This is a genomic window from Lactonifactor longoviformis DSM 17459 (assembly GCF_900129135.1).
Lineage (GTDB): Bacteria > Bacillota > Clostridia > Lachnospirales > Lachnospiraceae > Lactonifactor > Lactonifactor longoviformis.
On record NZ_FQVI01000038.1, the window covers coordinates 1 to 22,308 of the forward strand.

Sequence of the window (22,308 nt, forward strand, 5' to 3'; positions counted from 1 at the left end):
GAGGGGAACGGAGCCTCGAGCTGACTTGTCCCTATCCCCCGGCCCCTGGCCTGGCCCTGTCTCCCCGGTGCTCCCTCCTATATCCGTCCGTCTGCGATGCGCTCGCCGACTACATAACCTCGAACTTCACATACACAAAACTATAATTTACTTTACATCTCCCCCTCAACAAGCTATGATAAAAATCAGCTGATATTTTACATATCTGCAAAAAGGAAAGGATAAAATAATAAAAAAATATGAGTCTATATAATATAGAAGAAAGTATTTTATTTGAAGATGACTGTCTCCTGGTATGCTACAAATGTCCGGGTGTGGCGGTACAGACGGCTAAGGTTGGTGTTATGGATATGGAGAGTATGATCAAAAATTATCTGTCGAAAAAGTCCGGTTTGGGGAAGCCTCCGTATCTTGCGGTGGTTCATCGGCTGGACCAGCCGGTGGAAGGTGTGATGGTGTTTGCCAAGACTCCCCATGCTGCCAGAGAATTGAACAGGCAGTTGACCCAGGGAAAGATGGGGAAGGAATATTTGGCTGTAACTATGGGGATTCCTCCGGAAAAAACGGGAATTTTGGAAAATGAGCTGGTGAAGGATGGGAGGAATAATGTATCCCGCGTTGTGTCTGAAAAAACATCTGACAGTAAGCACGCGGTGCTGGAATATGAGGTTATGGAAACGAAGGAGGGAAAAGCGCTGGTCAGGATTATGCTGAAGACAGGAAGGCATCACCAGATTAGAGTTCAGATGGCGAACATAGGATGTCCGCTGCTGGGAGACAAAAAGTACAATGCCAGCCTTATAGAGGACAAGGGAACAACTTTCCCTGCGCTCTGCGCCAGCAGGCTTTGCTTTTTTCACCCAAAAACAGGAAAGCCAATGGAGTTTACCATGATCCCAAAGGGTGAGGGTTTTATTCTTTAAAATAGCTGGAAGCTCTGGCAAAGTTTCTACAGTATAGCTGGAGTGGGGCCGCACATACTAAAATCAGCAGAAAAAAAATACACTGCTGACAAAGGTGTGTGGTGCTTATGAAATGGAAGAATACAAGTATTATCATTGGAGTCGCAACAGGAGTTTATCTCTTCATGAAATACCTTTTTCCTGTTTTGAGTCCTTTTTTCATTGGCTGGATTCTGGCCCTTATAGTTTACCCAATTGGAGAAAAATTAAGCAGACTGTCCGTAAGTAAAAAAGTACATCTCACAAGAGAGAGGGCCGGCGGAGTGGTGATCCTGCTTTTTGCCGGTCTGGCAATTTTTTTGCTGTGGGAAGCCATGGAAACGTGTGCCAACCAGGTTCCCGGCTGGCTGTCCTGTCTTCCCGGATTAAAAGACGAGATGAATCATTTTCTCGCAGACTGCTGCGATCACCTGGAAAAAATAACAGGAATTTTATCTGAGGACAGCCAAGGCTTTGTGGTGAAGCAGATGACTGCGGTGGAGAAGGCTTTTGTGCAGGGCGGAGGACTCGAATTCTGGGGACAGGCCGTGGATTCGGTAAAAAAGTGTGTTGTGTTTTTCGGGGGTGCATTTCTCAGCGTACTGTCGTCCATATTATTTTTAAGAGATCTGGATGAGTTCAGGGAGAAGCTGCAGGGATATTCACTCTATGTCAGAATACACAATGTATGTATAGAGCTGTGGTCAAAAGCGAAAAAGTATATTCTTGCCCAGCTGAGAATCATGGGAATAATCGGTCTGCTATGTCTGGGAGGGTTTTATCTGCTTCATGTAAAACACTTTATTCTCTGGGGAATCGGGCTGGGTTTGCTGGATGCTCTGCCGCTCATAGGCACAGGGACAGTTTTACTTCCATGGTCTGTCCTTGCATTTTTTCAGGGGAACACGGCAATGGGAGCAGGCTTATTGGTGCTGTACCTTGTGACCAGTCTGGCAAGACAGTTTCTTGAGCCTAAGCTGGTGGGAGAAAGCCTTGGCATTTATCCGATTTTCGTTTTACTCACCATCTATCTGGGGGTATATCTCTATGGCGGGCTTGGGTTTCTCCTTGGGCCGGTGTCAGCACTGCTCATATGGGGAATCATAAAAGAGTGGGATTTGTTAAGCTTAAGAAAAATTTAATAAAAATTTCCTAAATTCTTTTACAAAAATGTTACAAATGCATATGGACTTCGGAAAAGTATCGTGTATAATGAGACTGTAACGAATTTTTCAGGATTATATTAAGGGGAGAATAAGAATGAAAAGAATCGCAGTAGCATTATTATGTATGATACTGTCGGTGAACCTGCTATCTGGCTGCGGTCAGAGTAAGAACGTAGAGGCCGGAGAACTGCCGAAGGATCAGGTAGTTACCAACCAGCCGCAGGACGCCGGCGAGGAAAGCACTGAACCTATAGAACAAGAAAAGAGCCAGGAGGAGACAGAGGAAGATGATTACACGAAGGATCTGACAATGACGTCAGTCAAAGGCAGCAGCGGTGAAATCAGCTATACCTCTGTAGAGAATATTCCTCTGGAAAAAGGCGGACATATTGCTGTTGTAGTAAAGCAGCCCAAAAGCGAATACTGGTCTAAAGTACGTAAGGGCATGGAGGCAGCTGTGAAGGCATTGAATAAGGAGCTTGGTTACAAAGGGGAGGATAAAATCCGCCTGACCTTTGAGGGCCCTTCAGATGAATCCGATGTGGAATCACAGATTAATATCATTGACGCGGTTCTGTCAGAGAACCCAAGTGTTCTCTGTATTGCAGCAGTGGATATGAATTCTTGTCAGGCCCAGCTTGAGACCGCGGCTGAGAATGGAATTCCGGTTGTTGTACTCGACTCCGGGGTTAACAGTGATTTAGTACAGACTGTTTGTTCCACGGACAATTACCAGGCAGGGGCTGAGGCAGCCAGAAGACTGGCTGAGGCAGTAGGAGAGTCTGGAAAGGTTGCAGTTATGGCGCACAACAGCAGCTCAGAAAGCAGTATGGATCGGGAGAGAGGTTTCCGTGAGGAGATGGCGAATCACCAGGGGATTACTGTCGTAAGCACTTCCTACGAAAGTGAAGAGGAATCTGTGGCAGAGATGGTGAGAGCAGTACTGGAAGCACACCCGGATTTGACAGGTTATTTCTGCACTAACGGCACGATGACGGAAGAAGTGCTGACCGCGCTGAAGGATCCGGAGGAAGCTCAGGTTAAGGTAGTGGGATTTGACTCAGGGAAAGCGCAGATAGAGGCGATTAAAGACGGAAGAGAAACCGGAATGATTGTTCAGAATCCCTATGGTATGGGCTATGCTACGATTGTGGCGGCGGCAAGAGCTGAGGCTGGTATGACAAATGATACTTATATTAGCTCAGGTTTCCAGTGGATTGATGTTAACAATCTGGAATCGGATGATTTTGCTAATTATTTGTATGAATAACTATTATTACCAAAGGTTAAAAAAGGAAACTGTTTTTATTTGTACAGTTTCCCTTTTTTTTATAAAAAAATCAATAAGTGGGCATTCTATCTTAGAGGATCTGACGAAAAAGTATGATAATAAATTGACAATATGTCTATTTCATAGTAGTATTAAGTTATTGTAAAGGTGGTGATATGGTGGTAGAAGAAACGATTAAAGCGATTAAGGAAACGGAAGTCCAGGCAGAACAGATAGTAAAGGACGCCGAACAACAGTGCGCACAGATTCTCGAAAAGGCAGGAGAGGACGCACTAGCTTTAAAAGTGGAACGAGAGAAGGAGGCTAATAGGAAAGCGGACAAATTAAAGGAAGACGCCAAAGCAGAAGGTGATCAATTTGCCGCAGAAGCCTCCAAGAGGGTGGAACAGGATATTGAACAGTTGAAAAACCTGGCCCAGAAGAAAAAAGAAGATGTTGCGAAGATGATTGTTTCACAGCTAATCTGACGCAGGCATGTTCGAAAAGTTAAAAGTAAAGGAGGGATGCGGATATGGCAATTATGCAGATGCAAAAAGTAAGTATCTGCGCGCTGAAAAAAGACCGGAAGGCGATTCTGGAAAAGATTCAGTCCATGGGGATTATGGAGATTACCCCTGTACTGGAGGATGAAGAAGGTCTGGAAAAGCTGAATACAGCCAGCTCCAGGGCGGTTTTTGAGAAGAGAGCTCAGGTTGCGGATCAGGCTCTGGATGTGTTAGACCTTTATGTGCCGGAAAAGAAATCCATGTTATCCAGTCTTGAAGGTAAAGCTCTGATTGACAGGGAATCCTACGAGAAATTACTGGAAGACAAAGGAAAAATCCTGGAAAAAGCAGGAAAACTGGTCTCTATGAATAAAGAGATCGCGGAGAAACGTTCTACGATTTTGAAGTTGGAAAACCAGATTGAGGCAATAACGCCGTGGCTGTCTCTGGATATTCCTATGAATTTTGAAGGAACCTCCAGGACGGCTGTTTTAATAGGCACCATCTCGGGGGCCTTGACCCTGGATCAGGTCTATGCTGTTTTGGCTGAACAGGCGCCGGAAGTTGATGCCGTAGATGTTTCCGTAGTTTCCGCTGATAAGGATGTCGCCTACATTGCAGCAATCTGCCTGAAGAATGAGGCGCAGGAAGTAGAAAATGCCCTGCGGACAGGTGGATTTGCCAGATTATCCGTAAAGTCAAGAGATATACCTAGTGTATATAAGCAGAAACTGGAAGAGAAAATTGAAAAACTGAATAAAGAAATAAGCGAAACTGAGGCAAAGATTGCCGAATATGCGGCAGCGAGGAGTGAATTCCGCCAGGTATCCGACTATTTCCGGGTGAGGGCGGAAAAATATGAGGTACTGGGTACCCTGCCTCAGTCTAAAAAAACATTCCTGCTTGGAGGCTTTGTGCCGGCAAAGGTAGTTCCGGCTCTTGAGAAGGAAATTGGTGAACGATTCGACTGTACTCTGGACGTTGAGGACGTGAAGGAGGATGAGGAAGCACCTGTTCTGCTCAAGAATAATAAAGTATCACAGGCAGTAGAGGGCGTCCTGGATTCTTACGGACTGCCTGCCAAGGGTGATGTTGATCCCACGGGAATAATGTCTATATTTTATATTATCTTTTTTGGAATGATGTTATCCGATGCTGCGTACGGTTTAATTATTTCAGTGGTATGTTTTGTATTGCTGAAAAAATATCCCCGCATGTCCAGAGGTATGTATAAGAATCTGAGCCTGTTTATGTACTGCGGTATATCTACCATAGTCTGGGGTGTATTATTCGGAGGGTACTTCGGAGATGTGGTAACGGTAATCGCAAGGGTATTCTTTGAGAAGGATGTAGTGATACCTGCACTTTGGTTCGTTCCCCTCAATGATCCGATGAAGTTATTGATTTTTGCAATGATCTTTGGTCTGATTCACTTATTTACCGGCCTGGGAATCAAAGGGTATATGCTTCTCAGAGACAAGGCATACCTGGATTTCTTCTGTGATGTGGTACTCTGGGTGTTCCTGTTGGCAGGACTTTTGATCATGCTGATCCCAAGTGCAATCTTTGCATCTATCATCGGAACACAGCTGGTATTCCCGGCTGCTGTGAACATGCTTGGCAAGGTATTGGCAATCATAGGCGCAATCGGTATTCTGTTCATGTCCGGGCGTTCTTCCAAGAACTTTGCTCTGAGACTTGGACTTGGGGCCTATGACTTATACAATATTACCGGCTGGTTAAGCGACGTATTGTCCTACTCCCGTCTGCTGGCACTTGGCCTTGCAACCGGAGTAATTGCTTCCGTAGTAAACCAGATGGGAAGCATGGGCGGAAAGAGTGTATTCGGAGCGATATTATTTATAATCGTATTTATCTTCGGACACATTTTCAGTATGGCTATTAATATGCTGGGTGCCTATGTGCACACAAACCGTCTGCAGTTTGTAGAATTCTTCGGTAAGTTCTACTCAGGCGGCGGAAAAGAATTTGAACCATTTCACTCAGATACAAAATATGTTGATATTAAGGAGGAAACTTATCTATGAGCGAGTATATAGGAATTGTTTATGCATTACTGGGTGCGGCAGCAGCAGTATTTCTTGCAGGTGCGGGATCATCCATGGGAGTTGGTATTGCAGGTCAGGCGGCAGCCGGTGTTATTTCAGAAGATCCAAGTAAATTTGCCAAGGTTCTGATTCTGCAGCTTCTGCCCGGTACACAGGGTATCTATGGTCTGCTGGTTGGTTTTATCGTATTATCTAAAATTGGTTTATTAGGCGGATCTATGGCTGAAGTATCTGTACAGACCGGACTGCTGATTCTGGCTGCCTGTCTGCCAATCGGTATCGTAGGTCTTGTTTCCGGTAAATATCAGGGAAAAGCAGCCGCCGGAGCTATCGGCGTTGTTGCTAAGAAACCTGAGCAGTTTGGTAAAGCAATGCTTTTCCCGGCCATGGTTGAGACATATGCCATCCTGGCTCTGCTGATTACGATCCTTGTAGTAAGTGCTATTCAGGTTTAATTTATTTCGTTACAAACTAAGTAAAAGGAGAGCTTGAGAATGACTGGATTAGAAAAAATGAAAAACCAGATTCTGGAAGAAGCAAAAAACTCCGCCGACGAAAAAATCAAAGATGCTAACGCGAAAGCTGAAGAGATTCTGGCTGCAGCCAGAGAGGAAGCAGAAAAAACAGCTGAGCGTATCTCCAAAAAGTCTGAAGCAGATATCGCTAACTATAAGGATAGGGTAAAATCTTCCTGTGACCTGAAAAAGAGGACAGCAGTGCTGGAAGCAAAACAGGAGATGATATCTGAAGTTCTGGATAGAGCATTCGAGATGCTTAAGTCTATGGATGAGGCAGAATATTTTGGCATGCTGAAAAAGATGCTGGAGAAATATGTCCTGCCCCAGGAAGGAGAGATTTATTTTTCATCTGCCGATCTGGAAAAAATGCCGGAAAGCTTTAAGAGAGATATAGATGCTGTCGCAGAAGCAAAAGGCGGCAAGCTGACCCTTTCTAAGGAAGGCAAGAAGATAGAAGGCGGGTTTGTACTTGCTTATGGCGGAATCGAAGAGAATTGTACTTTCAAAGCCATCTTTGATGCGGAGAGAGACAGACTTTCAGATAAAGTACATGAAGTATTATTTGTATAAGCGCAGAACCGTAAAAAGGAGGATTATACATGTCTGATATAGATTTTACCTATGCGGTTGCGCGAACACGTGCGTTGGAGGTGCATCTGTTTTCCGCATCCACCATTGAACAGCTTCTGGCCTGCACTACCTATGAGGAGTGTCTGGACTATTTACTGGAAAAGGGATGGGGAGATGATGACACACCCAGAGACGCTGAATCGATACTGTCCAGGGAAAGGGAAAAAGCCTGGGAGACGGTCAGGGAGCTTGCTCCGGATATGTCCATGTTTGATGTGCTTTTTTATCCGAACCTCTTTCACAACCTGAAAGCGGCCATCAAAGAGGTGTGCACGTCAGAGACGAACGCACATATCTTTTATGAGGACAGCCCGATTTCCGGGGAACAGATGATGGAAATCATCCGGGAAAAAGATTTTGGGCGTTTGCCCCAGAGTATGGTAAGAGCGGCGCAGGATGCATATGACACGCTTCTCCATACCAGAGACGGACAGTTATGCGATGTAATTGTGGATAAAGCGGCATTGGATGCTATCTATGCGGCAGGGAAGGCAGCAGAGGATGATATTATCCGGGATTATGCCGAATCTGTGGTAGCGGTAGCAGACATTAAGATTGCCGTACGTGCGCAGAAAACCGCGAAAACAGCAGAATTTATGAAACGGGCGATGGCAGACTGCAGTACCATCAGTGTGAATGATCTGATCCGTGCTGCGGGCAGCAGTATGGAAGCAATCCAGGAATACCTTTCCGGCACCGTATATGCCGCAGGGGCAAAGGCCCTGGAGGAGTCAACCTCCGCCTTTGAGCGCTGGTGCGATAACCGTATCATTGAGACCATCAAGCCTCAGAAATATAACTCCGATTCCGTAGGACCCATTTTCGCCTATGCCATCGCGAGAGAGAATGAGATTAAGACGGTGCGAATCGTTCTCACAGGAAAACAAAATGATTTGCCTGTGGATTCCATCCGAGAAAGGGTAAGGGAAATGTATGTATAAGATTGCAGTAGTTGGCGACTATGACAGTATCTACGGCTTTGCAACCTTGGGACTTGATACATTTCCAGTAACAGCCCCTAAGGAAGCCGGAGAAAAATTGAACCAGTTGGCAGGCAACGGATATGGAATCATCTATATTACAGAGGTACTTGCGGCTGAGATTAGACAGGAAATAGAAAAGTATCAGGACCAGGTAATGCCGGCAATTATCCTTATTCCCGGGGTGAACGGGAACACAGGAGAAGGCATCGAGAACGTGAAGAAATCTGTAGAACAGGCCGTTGGTTCCGATATTCTGTTCAGTAATAATTAGAAAGGTGGGTGATTCGTCCCAATGAGTAGAGGTACGATTAAAAAAGTAGCAGGGCCGCTGGTTATTGCCGAGGGTATGAGAGACGCGAACATGTATGACGTGGTTCGTGTAAGTAATCAGCGTCTGATCGGGGAGATCATCGAGATGCACGGAGATCAGGCATCTATTCAGGTATATGAGGAAACTTCAGGCTTAGGACCGGGAGAACCGGTGGAGTCTATGGAGGTTCCCATGTCTGTAGAATTAGGTCCTGGGCTTATTGCCAGTATCTATGATGGTATCCAGCGTCCATTGGATGATATTATGAAGATTTCAGGAAACAGCTTAAAGCGCGGTGTTGAGGTTGCTTCCCTGAAGAGAGATAAAAAGTGGACATTTGTTCCAGTTGCAAAACCGGGGGATGAGGTTGAAGCCGGGGATGTGCTGGGTACGGTTCAGGAAACCATTGTTGTAACACAAAAAATCATGGTTCCCTATGGTATAAAAGGTAAAGTAAAAGATATAAAAGCAGGTGAATTTACCGTAGAAGAGGTGGTTGCCACCATCGAGACGGCTGACGGAGACAAAGAGCTTACTATGATGCAGAAGTGGCCGGTTCGTAAGGGCCGTCCCTATCTGAAAAAGCTTCCTCCGGAGATGCCTCTGGTAACCGGACAGCGTGTGGTGGATACCTTCTTCCCCATTGCAAAAGGCGGTGTAGCTGCCGTTCCCGGTCCTTTCGGAAGCGGCAAGACAGTGATTCAGCATCAGCTGGCAAAATGGGCGGAGGCTGACATTGTAGTTTATATCGGGTGCGGTGAGCGTGGAAATGAGATGACCGACGTTCTGAACGAGTTCCCTGAACTGAAGGATCCCAAGACGGGCCAGTCTCTGATGGAGAGAACCGTTTTGATTGCAAATACCTCTGATATGCCTGTTGCCGCCCGTGAGGCTTCCATCTATACAGGTATTACCATTGCTGAGTATTTCCGTGATATGGGATATTCCGTAGCTCTTATGGCCGACTCTACATCCCGCTGGGCTGAGGCTCTCCGTGAGATGTCAGGACGTCTGGAGGAAATGCCCGGTGAAGAAGGCTACCCGGCTTATCTGGGAAGCCGTCTGGCCCAGTTCTATGAGAGGGCCGGACATGTAATCTCTCTGGGTAAGGATCAGAGAGAAGGCGCACTGTCTGTTATCGGTGCTGTATCGCCTCCCGGAGGTGATATTTCCGAACCTGTATCTCAGGCAACTCTGCGTATTGTTAAGGTATTCTGGGGACTGGATGCATCTCTGGCTGCAAAACGCCACTTCCCGGCTATTAACTGGCTGACCAGTTATTCTCTGTATGTGGATAATATGGAGCACTGGTTTAATGAGGAAGTTGCGGCTGACTGGATGAGCAACCGTCAGAAACTGATGGGTCTTCTTCAGGATGAGGCAGAACTGGAAGAAATCGTTAAGATGGTAGGTATGGATGCCCTGTCACCTTCTGACCGTTTGAAAATGGAAGCTGCAAGATCTATCCGTGAAGACTTCCTGCACCAGAACTCCTTCCATGAGGTTGATACGTACACATCCCTGAGAAAACAATACCTGATGATGAATCTGGTAATTGCGTTCTACGAGCAGTCAGTAGACGCGCTGGAAAAGGGTGCGTCCGTGCAGAAGCTTATCAGCATGGAGGTACGTGAAAAAATCGGACGTTTTAAATACACTCTGGAGAACAATCTGGAGGAAGAATATAAGAAAATCAGCGATGAATTGGTTACAGAGATCGCTAATGTATTAGGGAAGGAGGACTTCTAATGCCAAAAGAGTATAGAACCATACAAGAAGTTGCAGGTCCTCTGATGCTGGTGCAGGGTGTAGAGAATGTACACTTCGATGAGTTGGGTGAGATTGAACTGGCCAGCGGAGAAACACGCCGCTGCAAGGTACTGGAAATTGACGGAAGCAATGCGCTGGTACAGCTGTTTGAGAGTTCTACAGGTATCAACCTGTCTAACAGTAAAGTAAGATTTTTGGGACGAAGCATGGAGCTGGGGGTATCCGGCGACATGCTGGGCCGTGTATTTGACGGTCTGGGACGCCCGATTGATGACGGACCTGAAATTCTCCCGGATGAGAGAAGAGATATCAACGGTCTCCCCATGAATCCCGCGGCCAGAAGCTATCCTGAAGAGTTTATCCAGACAGGTGTATCTGCTATTGACGGTCTGAATACCCTGGTTCGTGGTCAGAAGCTGCCTATCTTCTCAGCATCTGGTCTTCCCCATGCCAATCTGGCAGCACAGATTGCCAGACAGGCCAAGGTTCGCGGATCAGGCGAACAGTTCGCCGTTGTATTTGCAGCTATGGGTATCACCTTTGAGGAATCCAACTTCTTCATTGAGAGTTTTAAGGAGACAGGTGCCATTGACCGTACCGTTCTCTTTATAAATCTGGCAAATGACCCTGCGGTAGAGCGTATCGCGACTCCCCGTATGGCCCTTACTGCAGCAGAATATTTAGCTTTTGAAAAAGATATGCATGTTTTGGTTATCCTGACAGATATCACTAACTACGCAGATGCGCTCCGTGAGGTTTCCGCAGCCCGTAAAGAGGTTCCGGGACGCCGTGGATATCCGGGATACATGTACACTGACCTTGCCTCATTATATGAAAGAGCAGGGAGACAGAAAGGAAAGAACGGAAGTATCACTATGATACCAATTCTTTCTATGCCTGAAGATGATAAGACACATCCCATCCCTGACTTAACGGGATACATCACAGAGGGACAGATCATCTTAAGCCGTGAATTATACAGAAAAGGTATTACGCCGCCTATCGACGTACTCCCCTCTCTGTCACGTCTGAAGGATAAAGGTATCGGTGAAGGGAAAACACGTGCCGATCATGCCAACACCATGAATCAGCTGTTTGCTGCATATGCCCGAGGCAAGGACGCCAAAGAGCTTATGGTTATTCTGGGTGAGGCTGCCCTCTCTGACATGGACCTTATCTATGCCAAGTTTGCTGATGCATTTGAGGAAGAATATGTATCACAGGGGTATATGTCCAACCGGGATATTGAGGAAACTCTCCGTATCGGCTGGAAATTGCTCTCCATTCTGCCGAGAAGCGAACTGAAACGTATTGATGACAAGTTCTTAGATGAGTACTACGGTAAATTCTAATGTTTCAGGAACTACTAAGAAAGAGGTGATTGTGTGGCATCTACCCAGGTGAATCCAACCCGTATGGAGCTGACCAAGTTAAAGAAAAAACTTGTCACCGCAACCAAAGGCCATAAGCTTTTGAAAGATAAGCGTGATGAGTTAATGCGTCAGTTCATGGATTTGGTTAGGGAAAATATGGCCTTGCGCCAAAAAGTAGAAGCCGGCATCCTTTCCGCAAATAAGAACTTTGTCATTGCAAGAGCAGGTATGTCTGAGGAGATCTTAAACACAGCTCTGATGGCTCCCAAACAGGAGGTGTATCTGGAAGGCTCAAAGAAAAATGTTATGAGTGTTGATGTCCCGGTCTTTGAATATAAGACCAGGACAGCCGATGACAATGACATCTATTCTTACGGCTTTGCCTTTACCTCCGGGGATCTGGACGACGCGGTGAAGTCTCTGGCAGACATACTGCCCGATATGTTACGGCTTGCAGAATGTGAAAAGGCTTGTCAGCTGATGGCGGCTGAGATAGAAAAAACCCGCCGTAGAGTAAATGCTCTGGAACATGTAATCATTCCGGAGACCAGAAAGAATATTAAGTATATTACCATGAAGTTGGATGAGAATGAGAGAAGTACTCAGATTCGTCTGATGAAGGTGAAAGATATGATGCTGGAAGAGGCGCATCATTACAAAGAGAGAGGGTATTGATAGAATATCTTTGGCTTTGCTGGTTAGAGGATCTGCTGCTTGAAAGGGCGGCGGATCCTTTTTATGTAAATTTCAGGTTTTACTTTTTTAGCTTGAGATCTTCCAGCCGGTAGGGCAGTGTGAAAGGGGGACGGTGAGAGAAATCCCACGGCGGCGGGCTCACCAGAGACATTGAGCTAACAAAATGATAGACAAGGTGTAAAGTGTACAACTCACGACCTTCCCTACCCGTTTTCCGTGAATGTGAAGGGCGTCTCAGCCAGGATATAGAAGGGAGCACCGGGGAGACAGGGCCAGGGGCCGGGGGGTAGGAAAAGGTCAGGGAGGTTAAGCGGAGTGAGCCGAAGATCCAGTCCACCAGCTGATTAGCAAGGAAGGCTCTCCTGACGAGCTTAGCAGCTGGTAGGGCTTAGCTAAGGGGAACGGAGCCTCGAGCTGACCTTTTCCTACCCCCCGGCCCCTGGCCCTGTCTCCCCGGTGCTCCCTTCTATATCCGTCCGTCTGCGACACCCCTCCTGCCCACTAGTTTACCTCAAACTTCACATACACAAAACCCATCATTTTTACAGATGCGGCTGAAAATACCCTTCTATTGCTGACACTGTCTGAAATGCTATAAAGGAATGAGGATCCAGTGCATGGACCTTCCGTCTCAGTTTATTGACCTCATATTTGGAGAGTACGGTCATATACACATGCATTTTTGTATGACTGTATACTCCCTGTCCGGTCCACTCGGTGCCTCCGCGGCTGAGATCCTGGGTTATGACATTTGCCACCTCCGGGTTGGAGGTTACAATAAATGCGCTTACCTTTACGGTCTGATAATGGAACCGATCCAGGGCAAAGGAGCTGGTGAAGGTGAAGATAGCGGAATATACCACAACTTCGAAGTCATAGAGAAACAGGCAGGTGGTAAATACAAAGATTGCCACGATGACTACTACCTTGCCCACGCTGAAATTAGGTCTTTTTTGGGCGAAATACATACCCAGGATATCCAGTCCGCCGCCGGAGCTTCCTTCCCGGAGGATCATGCCTGCGCCGAAGCCGGCCACAACACCGCCGATGAGACAGGCGGTCAGGGGATCGCTGATTATGGGTTCCGCGGGAACCGGAATCAGAGAGAAGAACAGGGAGATCAGGGCAGTAGTAATTACTGTTTTCACAAAGAAAAACTTGCCCAGCTTGAGGAATGCCAGAGTGAGCAGGGGAATATTTATAAGAAATAAGATAATACCAGTAATGTCGAACCCCCTGGGCAGGGCCACATGGGCATAATCCACCAGCAGAGTCCGGAGGATCTGGGCGATACCGGTGAAGTTGCCGCTGTATAAATGCATGGGGGTGATAAGCAGGTTGTAGGGGAGTACAAAGATGATGGCACCTACCCCAACCAGAAACTGTTTTTTAATAAACTCTTTCTTAGCCGTATCCATAAGCTACCTCCTAAAATGGGCCATGATTCTTTTGATATATAAGAATTATATCATGAATCATGGCCCATTCATAGGCTGTTAAAATCTGGATTCACAGCTCCCGGAAAATTTATTCCTTAGCTGCTGCGCGTGTCTTCACGGATGTCAGGCCGATAATAAAGACAAGGAACAGGCAGACACCGAAGATCAGAAAGATCTTGGTAAGAGACTCTTCCAGAGGTGCGTCACTGTTCAGGATTACGCCCGACACAGCACCGCACACGGTTCCTGCGGCAGAACCGGCGAAGATCAGCATTCCCTGGGCAGCCCCATAGTTTTCCTTTGGCATGGTGGACTGAAGGTAGGGGGTGTTCACTACCTGATCACAGGCGTATCCCGCACCGCCTATCAGTGTTGTAATATAGATAAGGATAACCGATGAGCTGGGTGTCAGGAAAAAGGCCCATGCCAGAAGCGGTATGGCTCCGCAAATCCCCATGAAGATATAGATCTTCTTGTAGTTCTTAGCGCTCTTGGATATGTACAAGCCCACAAAGGAAGCAAGCACGGCGCTGCAAATGGTCTGGGGCATGGCAAAGGTGGAGCTTACAGTTACCGATACTTTCATTACATTCTGTCCGAACAGAACAAGATAACCGCTTACCACTACTATGTACATGGTATATAGAAAGTGACAAATCCAGGCAATGCGGAACTCTTTGTATTTAAAAAGTCTTACGGAAACTACCGGGTTCTTTGCATTGTATTCAAATACGATCAGGGCGATGAAGCCTACGATCCCCAGGATTAAAAGGGCAATACCAATAGGGGAAGTTCTTGGGAAAATAACATTTCCAAAATTCAGGAAAAATACAATGGAGCAGATGCTGACTACCAGAAGGAGAAGCCCCAAGATATCAATTTTATTATTTTCAGAGACAACTCCCAGCTTTACATGCGGATAACAGGAGGCATAGAGGCAGATAACCACGATGCCAAGGGGAATTCCCACAAAAAACGGTCCCCGTACCAAACCGTTGTCCGCCAGTACCCCGGCGAGAAGAGGGCCGACAAGCTGTCCTACTGCCGCAGCGGTTGCCAGGTAGCCGATGAACTTGGGCCTTTCCTCAATGGTGGTAACGTCTGCAATCATAGAAAAGGAGGCAGAGACAAAGAAGCCGCCGCAGATTCCGGTGAGTGCCCAGAACACCATGAGAATCCAGCCGTTGGGGGACAAACCTGTAATCGCTGCACAGATTAGGAAGCCGGCCAAAGAAAAGATGGTGATCCATTTACGGCCCAAGGTATCACCAAGCTTTCCAGACACCGGGGAGGCAATCATAAGGCCTACAGAGCTGAACACCAGTACAGTAGCGTAAATATCCATGGCATTAAGTCCGCCTAAGAGCCTGGGAAGAGTCAGGCCGCAGCCCATGTTTGCAAACATGTAATTGAAATACATAATAATGGAGGCGAGGATTACCAGCCTCTTTTTCTTTGGATCTAAAACAATATTTACTTCGTTATTCATTTTAACCTCCTCTTTTAAGTAGTACCGTTAAATTAACGGGGTTTGGTTCAGCTCTCAGCTGGCTGTACATGATTCCTGAAGTGAGTAATAACTCATATGCCATATGATCAGCACCTGCATCGCCCCCCTTCGATTCTTTTCAGTCCTTTATTCAATAATTATAATCGGATTCTTATATATTCGCCTAAAATTAACCAAACACGTACTTTTGGTCAGATTCATTTTGCAGAAAACCCTTTTCTGTAAATGCAAATTTCGTTAATTGGGCAGATGTTTTATTTTTTCGGACAACAGCCTAAATGTCTGCACATAAGGAGGCGGAATGAGAACTTGAGCGACAAAAAAACATCCTCTCCAGAGTCTCTGATGTCTTACAACATAGACTCCGGTGAGGATGTCATTTACGTTTGCGGATGGGATCTGCAAACGCTTTGTATTTAATTTTAGAGTGGTCTTACAGCCGTGACTCGTAATTGCCGGATACCTCTGTAACCTGCTGGAATACGATAAAGGCCTTGGGATCGATCTCCCGTACCTTCCGCTTCAGCTGACCCATCTCATATTTAGAGATGATAGTCATAAATACGTAGGTATCCTGGTGCGTATATGTACCCTCTCCCCGCCAGGTGTTGGCGCCCCGGCCCAGGTCATGGGTGATAATGGGTCCCACATCAATATTCTTGGTGAAGATTGTTGCGGACATTTTGATATTCTGGAAATGTGTTTTGTCCAGAGCAAGGGAGCAAATAATTGTAAAAATTGCCGAAAAAATAACGGTTTCAATATTATAAAGGAAGGCGCATATCGTAAAGATAACTGCAGCCATCATCATGGTAATTTTGCCCACGCTGAAATTGGGATTTTTCTTCGTGGCATACATACCTACAATATCCATACCGCCGCAGGAACCGCCGTAACGGAGAATAATACCGCCCCCGAATCCACTGACAACACCGGCTACCAGACAGCCTGCCATGGGATCGCTGACTAAGGGTTCTGCAGATACCGGGATGATGGAGAAAAAGATAGTCATCACCGTAACATTAATGATTGTCTTGTAGAAAAAAGTTCTGCCCAGCGTTTTAAACGCCAGAACAAACAACGGTATATTGATCAAATACAGGATAATACCTGTCCAGTCGAAGGTCATCTTAATGTGTGCGTAATCTGATAAGAGTGTCCTCGCAATCTGCGCAATACCCGTGAGATAACCACTGTATAAATGCATCGGAGTGGTTATGAGGTTGTACGGAACTACATAAAGGAACACGCCGATGGTGATGATCAGCTGGTCCTTCCAGAAGTCCTTGCTCTTTAGTTCATTCATTTTCATCCTCCCAAAAAATTTTCATATACATGAAATAAATAATATAAATTTCTCCCAGCCCAATTATAGCACAAAGTATTCCCAGGGACTATACTATATATAGTAAAATATAATTATTTTTTAAGGGGAAAACAGTGTATTACGAAAAACCATTACCATTTTATATGACGTATCCGTATGCTGATATGTATGACCAGGAATGGATGCTGGAACAAGAGATGGAAAAAATGAAATCCTATTACCCAAAGAATGCAGCTATGGTACAGAAATTCGTGGAAGATGCCTGCGATAAGATAGAATATGAAGGAAGTATGATATACGATGAATATCCGGACCGGTTTATGATGAATCAAATGTGTGATCACATCTACAGCCAGGTAAAAGAAGAAAATGCACGATTGGAAATGATGGAACTGGAAAAGATACAGAAGGAAGAAGAGAAAGTAATACCTATAGAGCTTCCGGAACGGCTGAGAAGAGAGCTGGAAAGGGAGAAGGTACCCGGGGAAGATAAAATATATGAAGAAAATAAAAGGTATGAGGAAGATAAAATGCCTGAGGAGGAGCCGGAAGAGGATATGCCAGAGGATCCGGGATATGGCCAGGAGAAGATAAAGAAGATTGAAAAAGATATGGCTGAAAAAATGCAGACGCAGGAAATTACAGATCGGGCGCTGAGGGAACTGGTACAGGTTTTATTCTTTAACGAAGTGTACAGAAGACGCTGCAGAAGACGCAGATGCAGACGTTATTTTTAGGAATATTGGGTCTTGTGGTTTATCTTTAAAACCTTTACAATAATATCATGAATGAGCCGTGAGTTTTTCTCACGGTTCTTCTGAAGTGACAATAGGACAAACTCTCGCAGATGGAGATTATTATATGACAGATTTAATAGAATTTTTAAATAGATATGTGGAACAGGGGCTGCATCAGATGACGATCAGCGGTCCAAGGAGTAAAGAAGGGATTCGTAAGATTAAGATACGTCCGGTTATGTTGAAAGGCCAGCTGAAGTACCAGGTGTCTGAGTCTCTGGGACAAAAGGAGCTGCACCATAATTATAGAAAGGAAGAATTGATTTCCTATGTACAGCAGAAGATGGAAGGGCAGTTCCGGCAGCTCCAGATGGAGAGCAGCAGTGCCCGGGGAAACGTACTGGTGAGCAAAAAGGGGAAAATGACGATCCAGGTGAAGGGGAGGCAGGGCTCCTGCAGCAAACAGGAGAGTTCCCTGGAGCATAACCGCAGAAAGAAATATCTTCTCCGGGAAGGAATTCCTGTACCGTTTTTAATAGACTTGGGGGTTATGAATCAGGAGGGCAGGATACTCAAACCCAAATACGATAAATTTAAGCAGCTGAATCGTTTCCTGGAATTTATTGAGGATGTCCTTCCGGAGCTTGACCGGGAGAGAGAGATTACAGTCCTGGATTTCGGCTGCGGGAAATCTTATCTGACCTTTGCCATGTATCATTACCTGAGGGAATTAAAAGGGTATGATGTAAAGATTATAGGTCTGGATCTGAAGGCGGATGTGATAGAGACCTGCAGCGGCCTGGCCAGAAAATATGGGTATGAGAAACTCCAGTTTCTGCAGGGGGATATTGCTTCCTACCAAGGGACCGGCCGGGTGGACATGGTTGTGACTCTGCATGCCTGCGATACTGCCACGGATTACGCATTGGCCAAAGCGGTAGCATGGGATGCCTCTGTCATTTTGTCAGTTCCCTGCTGTCAGCATGAGCTAAACGCCCAGATATCCAATGAAATACTGGAACCGGTCTTTTCCTACGGGATTTTGAAGGAGCGCTTTGCCGCGATCCTCACCGACGGACTCAGGGCCAAAATCCTTGAGAGCCAGGGGTACGATACGCAGATACTGGAGTTTATCGATATGGAACATACCCCCAAGAACCTGCTGATCCGGGCGGTAAAACGCTCTAAGGGAAATAAACAGGGGAACCAATACCGGGAATGTATGGAATTTTTCCATGCCAGGCCCACTCTGGAGCATTTGCTGTGTGCAGGAGAGGAGGCCGAAGATGAAGCGAATTCTTACTAAGATTGGCATTTTGGCGGCTGTGTTTGTAGTTGCCGTACTGGTCATAAGCAGCAGAATGAACAAACAGACAACGGACAATAAAACAGATTTGGAGCCTGCCAGCCTGCCTGTGCTGTCGATGGAGATTGACGGCAATGAGCTGAATCAGCTGCTGGGATATAAGCAGGAGATGCAGGTGGATTTTATGCGGGACAGTCTGACCCCCATTGATACGGATAAAGAGATTACGCTGGCAATTACTCCCTTCGGTCACAAGATTAAAAGTGTGGCCTACGAGGTGCGTACCTCAGACGGCAGTAAGGTGGTAGAGAATGCAAAGATAAAATCATTCTCAAAAGAGGAAAATACGCAGAAGGCTACATTTGCCATACAGCAGCCCATCCGGATGAACCAGGAATATTCTCTGAGATTTGCGGTGGAGACAGATAAGGAGACAGTGTATTATTATACCAGGCTGATACAAAGAGCAGGGCTGAATACCGACAAATATCTGGAATTTGCGGAGACGTTTTACCAGCTGTGTCTGGATAAGAGTTCCCAGTCAGAATTGACCAAATACCTGGAGACGGACAGCTCTATGAACAGTCAAAGCTATACGGAGGTAAATATTAAGTCTACCAATGATATGGTGAGTTGGGGAAAACTGGAGCCTCAGCTGTACCGGAAAGGAATTCCAACCATTAAGGACATTAATGAGACTACCGGGAGCATTTCTATTGAGTATATGATTTCATCCAAGGATGAGGAGGGGAACCAGGAGCTATACCATGTGACAGATTTTTACAGGATGCGGTATACGCAGGCCAGGGTGATGCTTCTTGACTTTGAGCGTTCTGCAAGGCAGGTGTTTGACGGGAATCTGCCCGTGATAACTAAGGATGGGATTAATCTGGGCGTGGCCTCCAAAGAGGTACAGCATGTGACGAACCAAAATGCAGACATTGTGGCTTTTGTTCAGGAGGGAGAGCTTTGGAGTTATAATAAGACGGCCAATAAGCTTACGAGAATACTCAGCTTCAGAGAGGACGGAGAATCCGATATCCGATATGAAAGTACTGCCCATAATATGAAGATTATCCGTGTGGGCGAGACTGGTGATGTGGATTTTGTGCTGTACGGTTATATGAGCAGGGGCAGCCATGAAGGTGTTGTGGGGACAGGCGTCTATCATTACAGCAACGATCAGAATGTATTGGAAGAGAAATTCTTTCTTCCAACCACGCAGTCCTATGAATTTTTAAGGAAGGATCTGGAGAAGCTATCCTATATCAGTACTCAGGATCAGCTGTATCTCCTTCTTGAGGGCAGTCTGTACCGGTTTGACACGCAGAGTAAGGAATACGAGGTGCTGAAATCCGGAATTCCCAAGGATGGGTTCTATGTTTCGGCGACAAACGCTCACGCTGCCTGGATGGAGGGAAATGATGCAAATAATACAACACAGATTACGGAGATAGATTTTGAGTCAGGGGAAACCAGAACGATTGCCGCAGCAGAGGGAACCAGGCTGAGAGCGGTAGGATTTATCAATGAGGATCTGGTTTACGGAATTGCCAATGAGCCGGATATCCTTACGGATGCAACCGGAAATATCCAGTTTGCTATGAATGAGGTTAGGATTGAAAGTTTTGACGGCACCCTGGTAAAGAATTACCAGCAGGATGGGGTGTATATCCTGGGGATAACTCTGCAGCAGGGTCTGATTGAGCTCTCCAGGGCTAACTGGCAGGACGGAGCTTATGTGCAGATTAACAGCGACCACATTATGAACAATGTGCAGCAGGAGGAGAAGGCAATCACCGTGAATGCCAAAGTGACAGAGCGGCAGGGAATGCAGATACGGCTGAATTTCAGCACCAGTATCAGGGATAAGAATCCCCTGGTAATGGTTTCAAAGATGATGGAAAGCCAGGAAAACCGGACTCTAAATATGGAAGTTGAAAAGACGGAAGACGGTCAGGCATACTATGTGTATGCGAAAGGAAAGCTGGACAGTATTTTCACCAGGCCAAATGAGGCCATAGTAAGGGCAGATGAACAAACCGGGGTGGTTCTGAACCGTGCGCAGCAGTATGTGTGGGAAAGAGGAAACCTGAAAACAAGGGTTACGATAGAGCTGGGAGATATACCGGAGGTATTTAAAACAGGAGAACTGGATACTGACGCTCTTGCAGAAGGGCTGGGAGGTTCCGGCACTGTGCTTAATCTCACCGGCTGTTCCCTGCAGAGTATCCTCTATGAGGTGAGCGCCTCCCGCCCGGTTATCGCTAAGATCTCAGATACAGAATCTGTTCTCATCATAGGATACGACCCCTATAACACGATTCTTTACAATCCTGTTACCCAGGAAACGTACCCCTATGGTCTGAATGACAGCACTGAGCTGTTCCAGAGTGCAGGCAACGTATTTATCAGTTATATAGAATCCATAGATTAATCAGTAACAGGAGGACGCGATGGACGAGAGATTAAAAAAACTGGCCAGAGGGCTGGTACAGTATTCCTGTCGGGTACAGGAGAATGAAAAGGTTTATATCCACTATATCGGAGAGGAAACCGGGGAGCTGGCCAGACAGCTGGTGAAAGAAGTATATGCCGCCAAGGGAATTCCGTTTGTACACTATACGGATCCCCGCCTTCAGAGAGAGATTCTTCTCTCTGCTGCAAAGGAACAGATGGAGCTGATGGCAAAGGTGGATGCTCTGGAAATGTCAAATATGGACTGCTATATCGGAGTAAGAGGCAGTGACAACGTATCTGAGCTGTCAGATGTGCCGCCGGAGAATATGAAGCTGTATGAACAGTATTATTCCACTCCGGTTCACCATGAGATCAGAGTGCCCCATACAAAGTGGGTAGTGCTCCGTTATCCCAATGCCTCTATGGCCCAGCTGGCCAATACCAGCAGGGAAGCTTTTGAGGATTTTTATTTTGATGTGTGTACGCTGGATTACTCCAGAATGGAAGAGGCTATGAAACCGCTGGTAGAGTATATGAACCGGACTGACCGGGTCCGCCTGGTATCTCCGGGGACAGATCTTACCTTCTCGATCAAGGATATCCCGGCGGTTCCCTGCAGCGGAACCTGCAATATTCCCGACGGGGAGGTATATACGGCACCGGTGAGAGATTCTGTGAACGGGACCATCACTTACAATACGCCTTCTCCGTATCAGGGCTTTGTGTTCGAAAATGTGAAGCTTACCTTCAGGGACGGAAAGATTGTGGAGGCAGCAGCCAATGATACCACAAGAATTAACCAGGTCTTCGACACGGATGAAGGGGCCAGATATATCGGAGAGTTTGCCATCGGGGTGAATCCTTATATTTTGGAGCCCATGAAGGATATTCTGTTTGATGAGAAAATACAGGGTTCTATCCATTTTACGCCGGGAAACTGCTACGATGAGGCGCCTAACGGAAATGAGTCATCCATCCATTGGGATATGGTACTGATTCAGAGGCCGGAATATGGCGGGGGTGAGATTTATTTTGACGATGTGCTGATCCGCAAGGACGGAAGATTTGTAGTGCCGGAGCTGGAGGGACTGAATCCGGAGAACTTAAAATAAATATAACTTTGCATCCGGGGTACATTTGCATTACAGGCAAGGTTTCCGGACGCAGAGCGGGAGATCCGCCGGGGGCGGTGCCGAAGCAGCTGAGGTGCGACGGCACCGCCCTTTCTATGCGGGTTTCCTGTTATTGAGAGATAAAATAGATTTCAGATGCAACAAAAGGAAGTATGGCGGACACT

19 protein-coding genes are annotated in these 22,308 nt (G+C 46.3%); 16 read left to right on the forward strand and 3 right to left on the reverse strand.

Annotated features, from left to right (window positions below; all coding sequences use genetic code 11):
- Nucleotides 1-239: 239 nt before the first annotated feature.
- From BUA56_RS20375 to BUA56_RS20430, 12 genes are all read left to right on the forward strand, one after another.
- Entirely contained in the window at nt 240-923 is a 684-nt protein-coding gene (locus tag BUA56_RS20375) for an RluA family pseudouridine synthase (protein ID WP_072854609.1), read from the forward strand.
- 107 nt (nt 924-1,030) lie between these two features.
- On the forward strand, nt 1,031-2,083 hold the full coding sequence (locus BUA56_RS20380) for an AI-2E family transporter (RefSeq protein ID WP_072854610.1): 1,053 nt from the start codon (nt 1,031-1,033) through the stop codon (nt 2,081-2,083).
- A gap of 118 nt (nt 2,084-2,201) precedes the next feature.
- Nucleotides 2,202-3,377 (forward strand): ABC transporter substrate-binding protein, encoded by a 1,176-nt coding sequence (locus tag BUA56_RS20385; protein WP_072854611.1) that lies wholly within the window; start codon nt 2,202-2,204, stop codon nt 3,375-3,377.
- Between the two features lie 176 nt (nt 3,378-3,553).
- Entirely contained in the window at nt 3,554-3,865 is a 312-nt protein-coding gene (locus tag BUA56_RS20390; RefSeq protein WP_084068164.1) for a hypothetical protein, read from the forward strand.
- Nucleotides 3,866-3,909: 44 nt separating this feature from the next.
- Nucleotides 3,910-5,931 carry a V-type ATP synthase subunit I gene (locus tag BUA56_RS20395; RefSeq protein WP_072854612.1) on the forward strand — a complete coding sequence of 674 codons (2,022 nt, stop codon included), beginning with the start codon at nt 3,910-3,912 and terminating at the stop codon, nt 5,929-5,931.
- On the forward strand, nt 5,928-6,407 hold the full coding sequence (locus tag BUA56_RS20400) for a V-type ATP synthase subunit K (protein ID WP_072854613.1): 480 nt from the start codon (nt 5,928-5,930) through the stop codon (nt 6,405-6,407). Before BUA56_RS20395 ends, BUA56_RS20400 begins: the two co-directional genes overlap by 4 nt.
- A gap of 39 nt (nt 6,408-6,446) precedes the next feature.
- Complete coding sequence (locus BUA56_RS20405; RefSeq protein WP_072854614.1) at nt 6,447-7,040, forward strand: V-type ATP synthase subunit E; 594 nt, start codon at nt 6,447-6,449, stop codon at nt 7,038-7,040.
- 29 nt (nt 7,041-7,069) lie between these two features.
- Nucleotides 7,070-8,041, forward strand: a complete 972-nt coding sequence (locus BUA56_RS20410) for a V-type ATPase subunit (protein WP_072854615.1) — start codon at nt 7,070-7,072, stop codon at nt 8,039-8,041.
- Nucleotides 8,034-8,354: a V-type ATP synthase subunit F gene (locus tag BUA56_RS20415; RefSeq protein WP_072854616.1), complete on the forward strand. Its 321-nt coding sequence runs from the start codon at nt 8,034-8,036 to the stop codon at nt 8,352-8,354. The genes BUA56_RS20410 and BUA56_RS20415 overlap by 8 nt, the downstream gene beginning before the upstream one ends.
- Nucleotides 8,355-8,375: 21 nt before the next feature.
- Nucleotides 8,376-10,142 (forward strand): V-type ATP synthase subunit A, encoded by a 1,767-nt coding sequence (locus tag BUA56_RS20420; protein ID WP_072854617.1) that lies wholly within the window; start codon nt 8,376-8,378, stop codon nt 10,140-10,142.
- Complete coding sequence (locus BUA56_RS20425; RefSeq protein ID WP_072854618.1) at nt 10,142-11,515, forward strand: V-type ATP synthase subunit B; 1,374 nt, start codon at nt 10,142-10,144, stop codon at nt 11,513-11,515. The genes BUA56_RS20420 and BUA56_RS20425 overlap by 1 nt, the downstream gene beginning before the upstream one ends.
- A gap of 33 nt (nt 11,516-11,548) precedes the next feature.
- Nucleotides 11,549-12,211: a V-type ATP synthase subunit D gene (locus BUA56_RS20430; RefSeq protein WP_072854619.1), complete on the forward strand. Its 663-nt coding sequence runs from the start codon at nt 11,549-11,551 to the stop codon at nt 12,209-12,211.
- A gap of 563 nt (nt 12,212-12,774) precedes the next feature.
- Here BUA56_RS20430 and BUA56_RS20435 read toward each other — a convergent pair.
- The 3 genes from BUA56_RS20435 to BUA56_RS20445 all read right to left on the reverse strand — a co-directional run bounded on the left by BUA56_RS20435 (nt 12,775) and on the right by BUA56_RS20445 (nt 16,487).
- Entirely contained in the window at nt 12,775-13,650 is an 876-nt protein-coding gene (locus tag BUA56_RS20435; RefSeq protein WP_072854620.1) for a YitT family protein, read from the reverse strand.
- Between the two features lie 109 nt (nt 13,651-13,759).
- Complete coding sequence (locus tag BUA56_RS20440) at nt 13,760-15,160, reverse strand: MFS transporter (RefSeq protein WP_072854621.1); 1,401 nt, start codon at nt 15,158-15,160, stop codon at nt 13,760-13,762.
- A 454-nt stretch (nt 15,161-15,614) separates the two neighbouring features.
- Nucleotides 15,615-16,487, reverse strand: coding sequence for a YitT family protein (locus BUA56_RS20445; RefSeq protein WP_072854622.1), 873 nt, complete (start codon nt 16,485-16,487; stop codon nt 15,615-15,617).
- Nucleotides 16,488-16,651: 164 nt separating this feature from the next.
- On the opposite strand from BUA56_RS20445, the gene BUA56_RS20450 reads away from it, so the two are divergent.
- The 4 genes from BUA56_RS20450 to BUA56_RS20465 all read left to right on the forward strand — a co-directional run bounded on the left by BUA56_RS20450 (nt 16,652) and on the right by BUA56_RS20465 (nt 22,123).
- The gene (locus tag BUA56_RS20450) at nt 16,652-17,245 is read left to right on the forward strand and encodes a hypothetical protein (protein WP_207650958.1); all 594 of its coding nucleotides are present in this window, start codon (nt 16,652-16,654) and stop codon (nt 17,243-17,245) included.
- Nucleotides 17,246-17,369: 124 nt separating this feature from the next.
- The gene (locus tag BUA56_RS20455; protein WP_072854624.1) at nt 17,370-18,551 is read left to right on the forward strand and encodes a class I SAM-dependent methyltransferase; all 1,182 of its coding nucleotides are present in this window, start codon (nt 17,370-17,372) and stop codon (nt 18,549-18,551) included.
- Nucleotides 18,532-20,988, forward strand: coding sequence for a hypothetical protein (locus tag BUA56_RS20460; RefSeq protein WP_072854625.1), 2,457 nt, complete (start codon nt 18,532-18,534; stop codon nt 20,986-20,988). The genes BUA56_RS20455 and BUA56_RS20460 overlap by 20 nt, the downstream gene beginning before the upstream one ends.
- A 19-nt stretch (nt 20,989-21,007) precedes the next feature.
- The gene (locus BUA56_RS20465) at nt 21,008-22,123 is read left to right on the forward strand and encodes an aminopeptidase (protein ID WP_072854626.1); all 1,116 of its coding nucleotides are present in this window, start codon (nt 21,008-21,010) and stop codon (nt 22,121-22,123) included.
- The last annotated feature ends 185 nt before the right edge of the window (nt 22,124-22,308 follow it).

Excerpts from the sequence above, each read along its gene's own strand:
- BUA56_RS20375 (WP_072854609.1), top strand. The coding sequence starts at position 240 with ATGAGTCTATATAATATAGAAGAAAGTATTTTATTTGAAGATGACTGT.
- BUA56_RS20380 (WP_072854610.1), top strand. The coding sequence starts at position 1,031 with ATGAAATGGAAGAATACAAGTATTATCATTGGAGTCGCAACAGGAGTT.
- BUA56_RS20385 (WP_072854611.1), top strand. The coding sequence starts at position 2,202 with ATGAAAAGAATCGCAGTAGCATTATTATGTATGATACTGTCGGTGAAC.
- BUA56_RS20390 (WP_084068164.1), top strand. The coding sequence starts at position 3,554 with ATGGTGGTAGAAGAAACGATTAAAGCGATTAAGGAAACGGAAGTCCAG.
- BUA56_RS20395 (WP_072854612.1), top strand. The coding sequence starts at position 3,910 with ATGGCAATTATGCAGATGCAAAAAGTAAGTATCTGCGCGCTGAAAAAA.
- BUA56_RS20400 (WP_072854613.1), top strand. The coding sequence starts at position 5,928 with ATGAGCGAGTATATAGGAATTGTTTATGCATTACTGGGTGCGGCAGCA.
- BUA56_RS20405 (WP_072854614.1), top strand. The coding sequence starts at position 6,447 with ATGACTGGATTAGAAAAAATGAAAAACCAGATTCTGGAAGAAGCAAAA.
- BUA56_RS20410 (WP_072854615.1), top strand. The coding sequence starts at position 7,070 with ATGTCTGATATAGATTTTACCTATGCGGTTGCGCGAACACGTGCGTTG.
- BUA56_RS20415 (WP_072854616.1), top strand. The coding sequence starts at position 8,034 with ATGTATAAGATTGCAGTAGTTGGCGACTATGACAGTATCTACGGCTTT.
- BUA56_RS20420 (WP_072854617.1), top strand. The coding sequence starts at position 8,376 with ATGAGTAGAGGTACGATTAAAAAAGTAGCAGGGCCGCTGGTTATTGCC.
- BUA56_RS20425 (WP_072854618.1), top strand. The coding sequence starts at position 10,142 with ATGCCAAAAGAGTATAGAACCATACAAGAAGTTGCAGGTCCTCTGATG.
- BUA56_RS20435 (WP_072854620.1), bottom strand. The coding sequence starts at position 13,650 with ATGGATACGGCTAAGAAAGAGTTTATTAAAAAACAGTTTCTGGTTGGG.
- BUA56_RS20440 (WP_072854621.1), bottom strand. The coding sequence starts at position 15,160 with ATGAATAACGAAGTAAATATTGTTTTAGATCCAAAGAAAAAGAGGCTG.
- BUA56_RS20445 (WP_072854622.1), bottom strand. The coding sequence starts at position 16,487 with ATGAATGAACTAAAGAGCAAGGACTTCTGGAAGGACCAGCTGATCATC.
- BUA56_RS20450 (WP_207650958.1), top strand. The coding sequence starts at position 16,652 with ATGACGTATCCGTATGCTGATATGTATGACCAGGAATGGATGCTGGAA.
- BUA56_RS20455 (WP_072854624.1), top strand. The coding sequence starts at position 17,370 with ATGACAGATTTAATAGAATTTTTAAATAGATATGTGGAACAGGGGCTG.
- BUA56_RS20460 (WP_072854625.1), top strand. The coding sequence starts at position 18,532 with ATGAAGCGAATTCTTACTAAGATTGGCATTTTGGCGGCTGTGTTTGTA.
- BUA56_RS20465 (WP_072854626.1), top strand. The coding sequence starts at position 21,008 with ATGGACGAGAGATTAAAAAAACTGGCCAGAGGGCTGGTACAGTATTCC.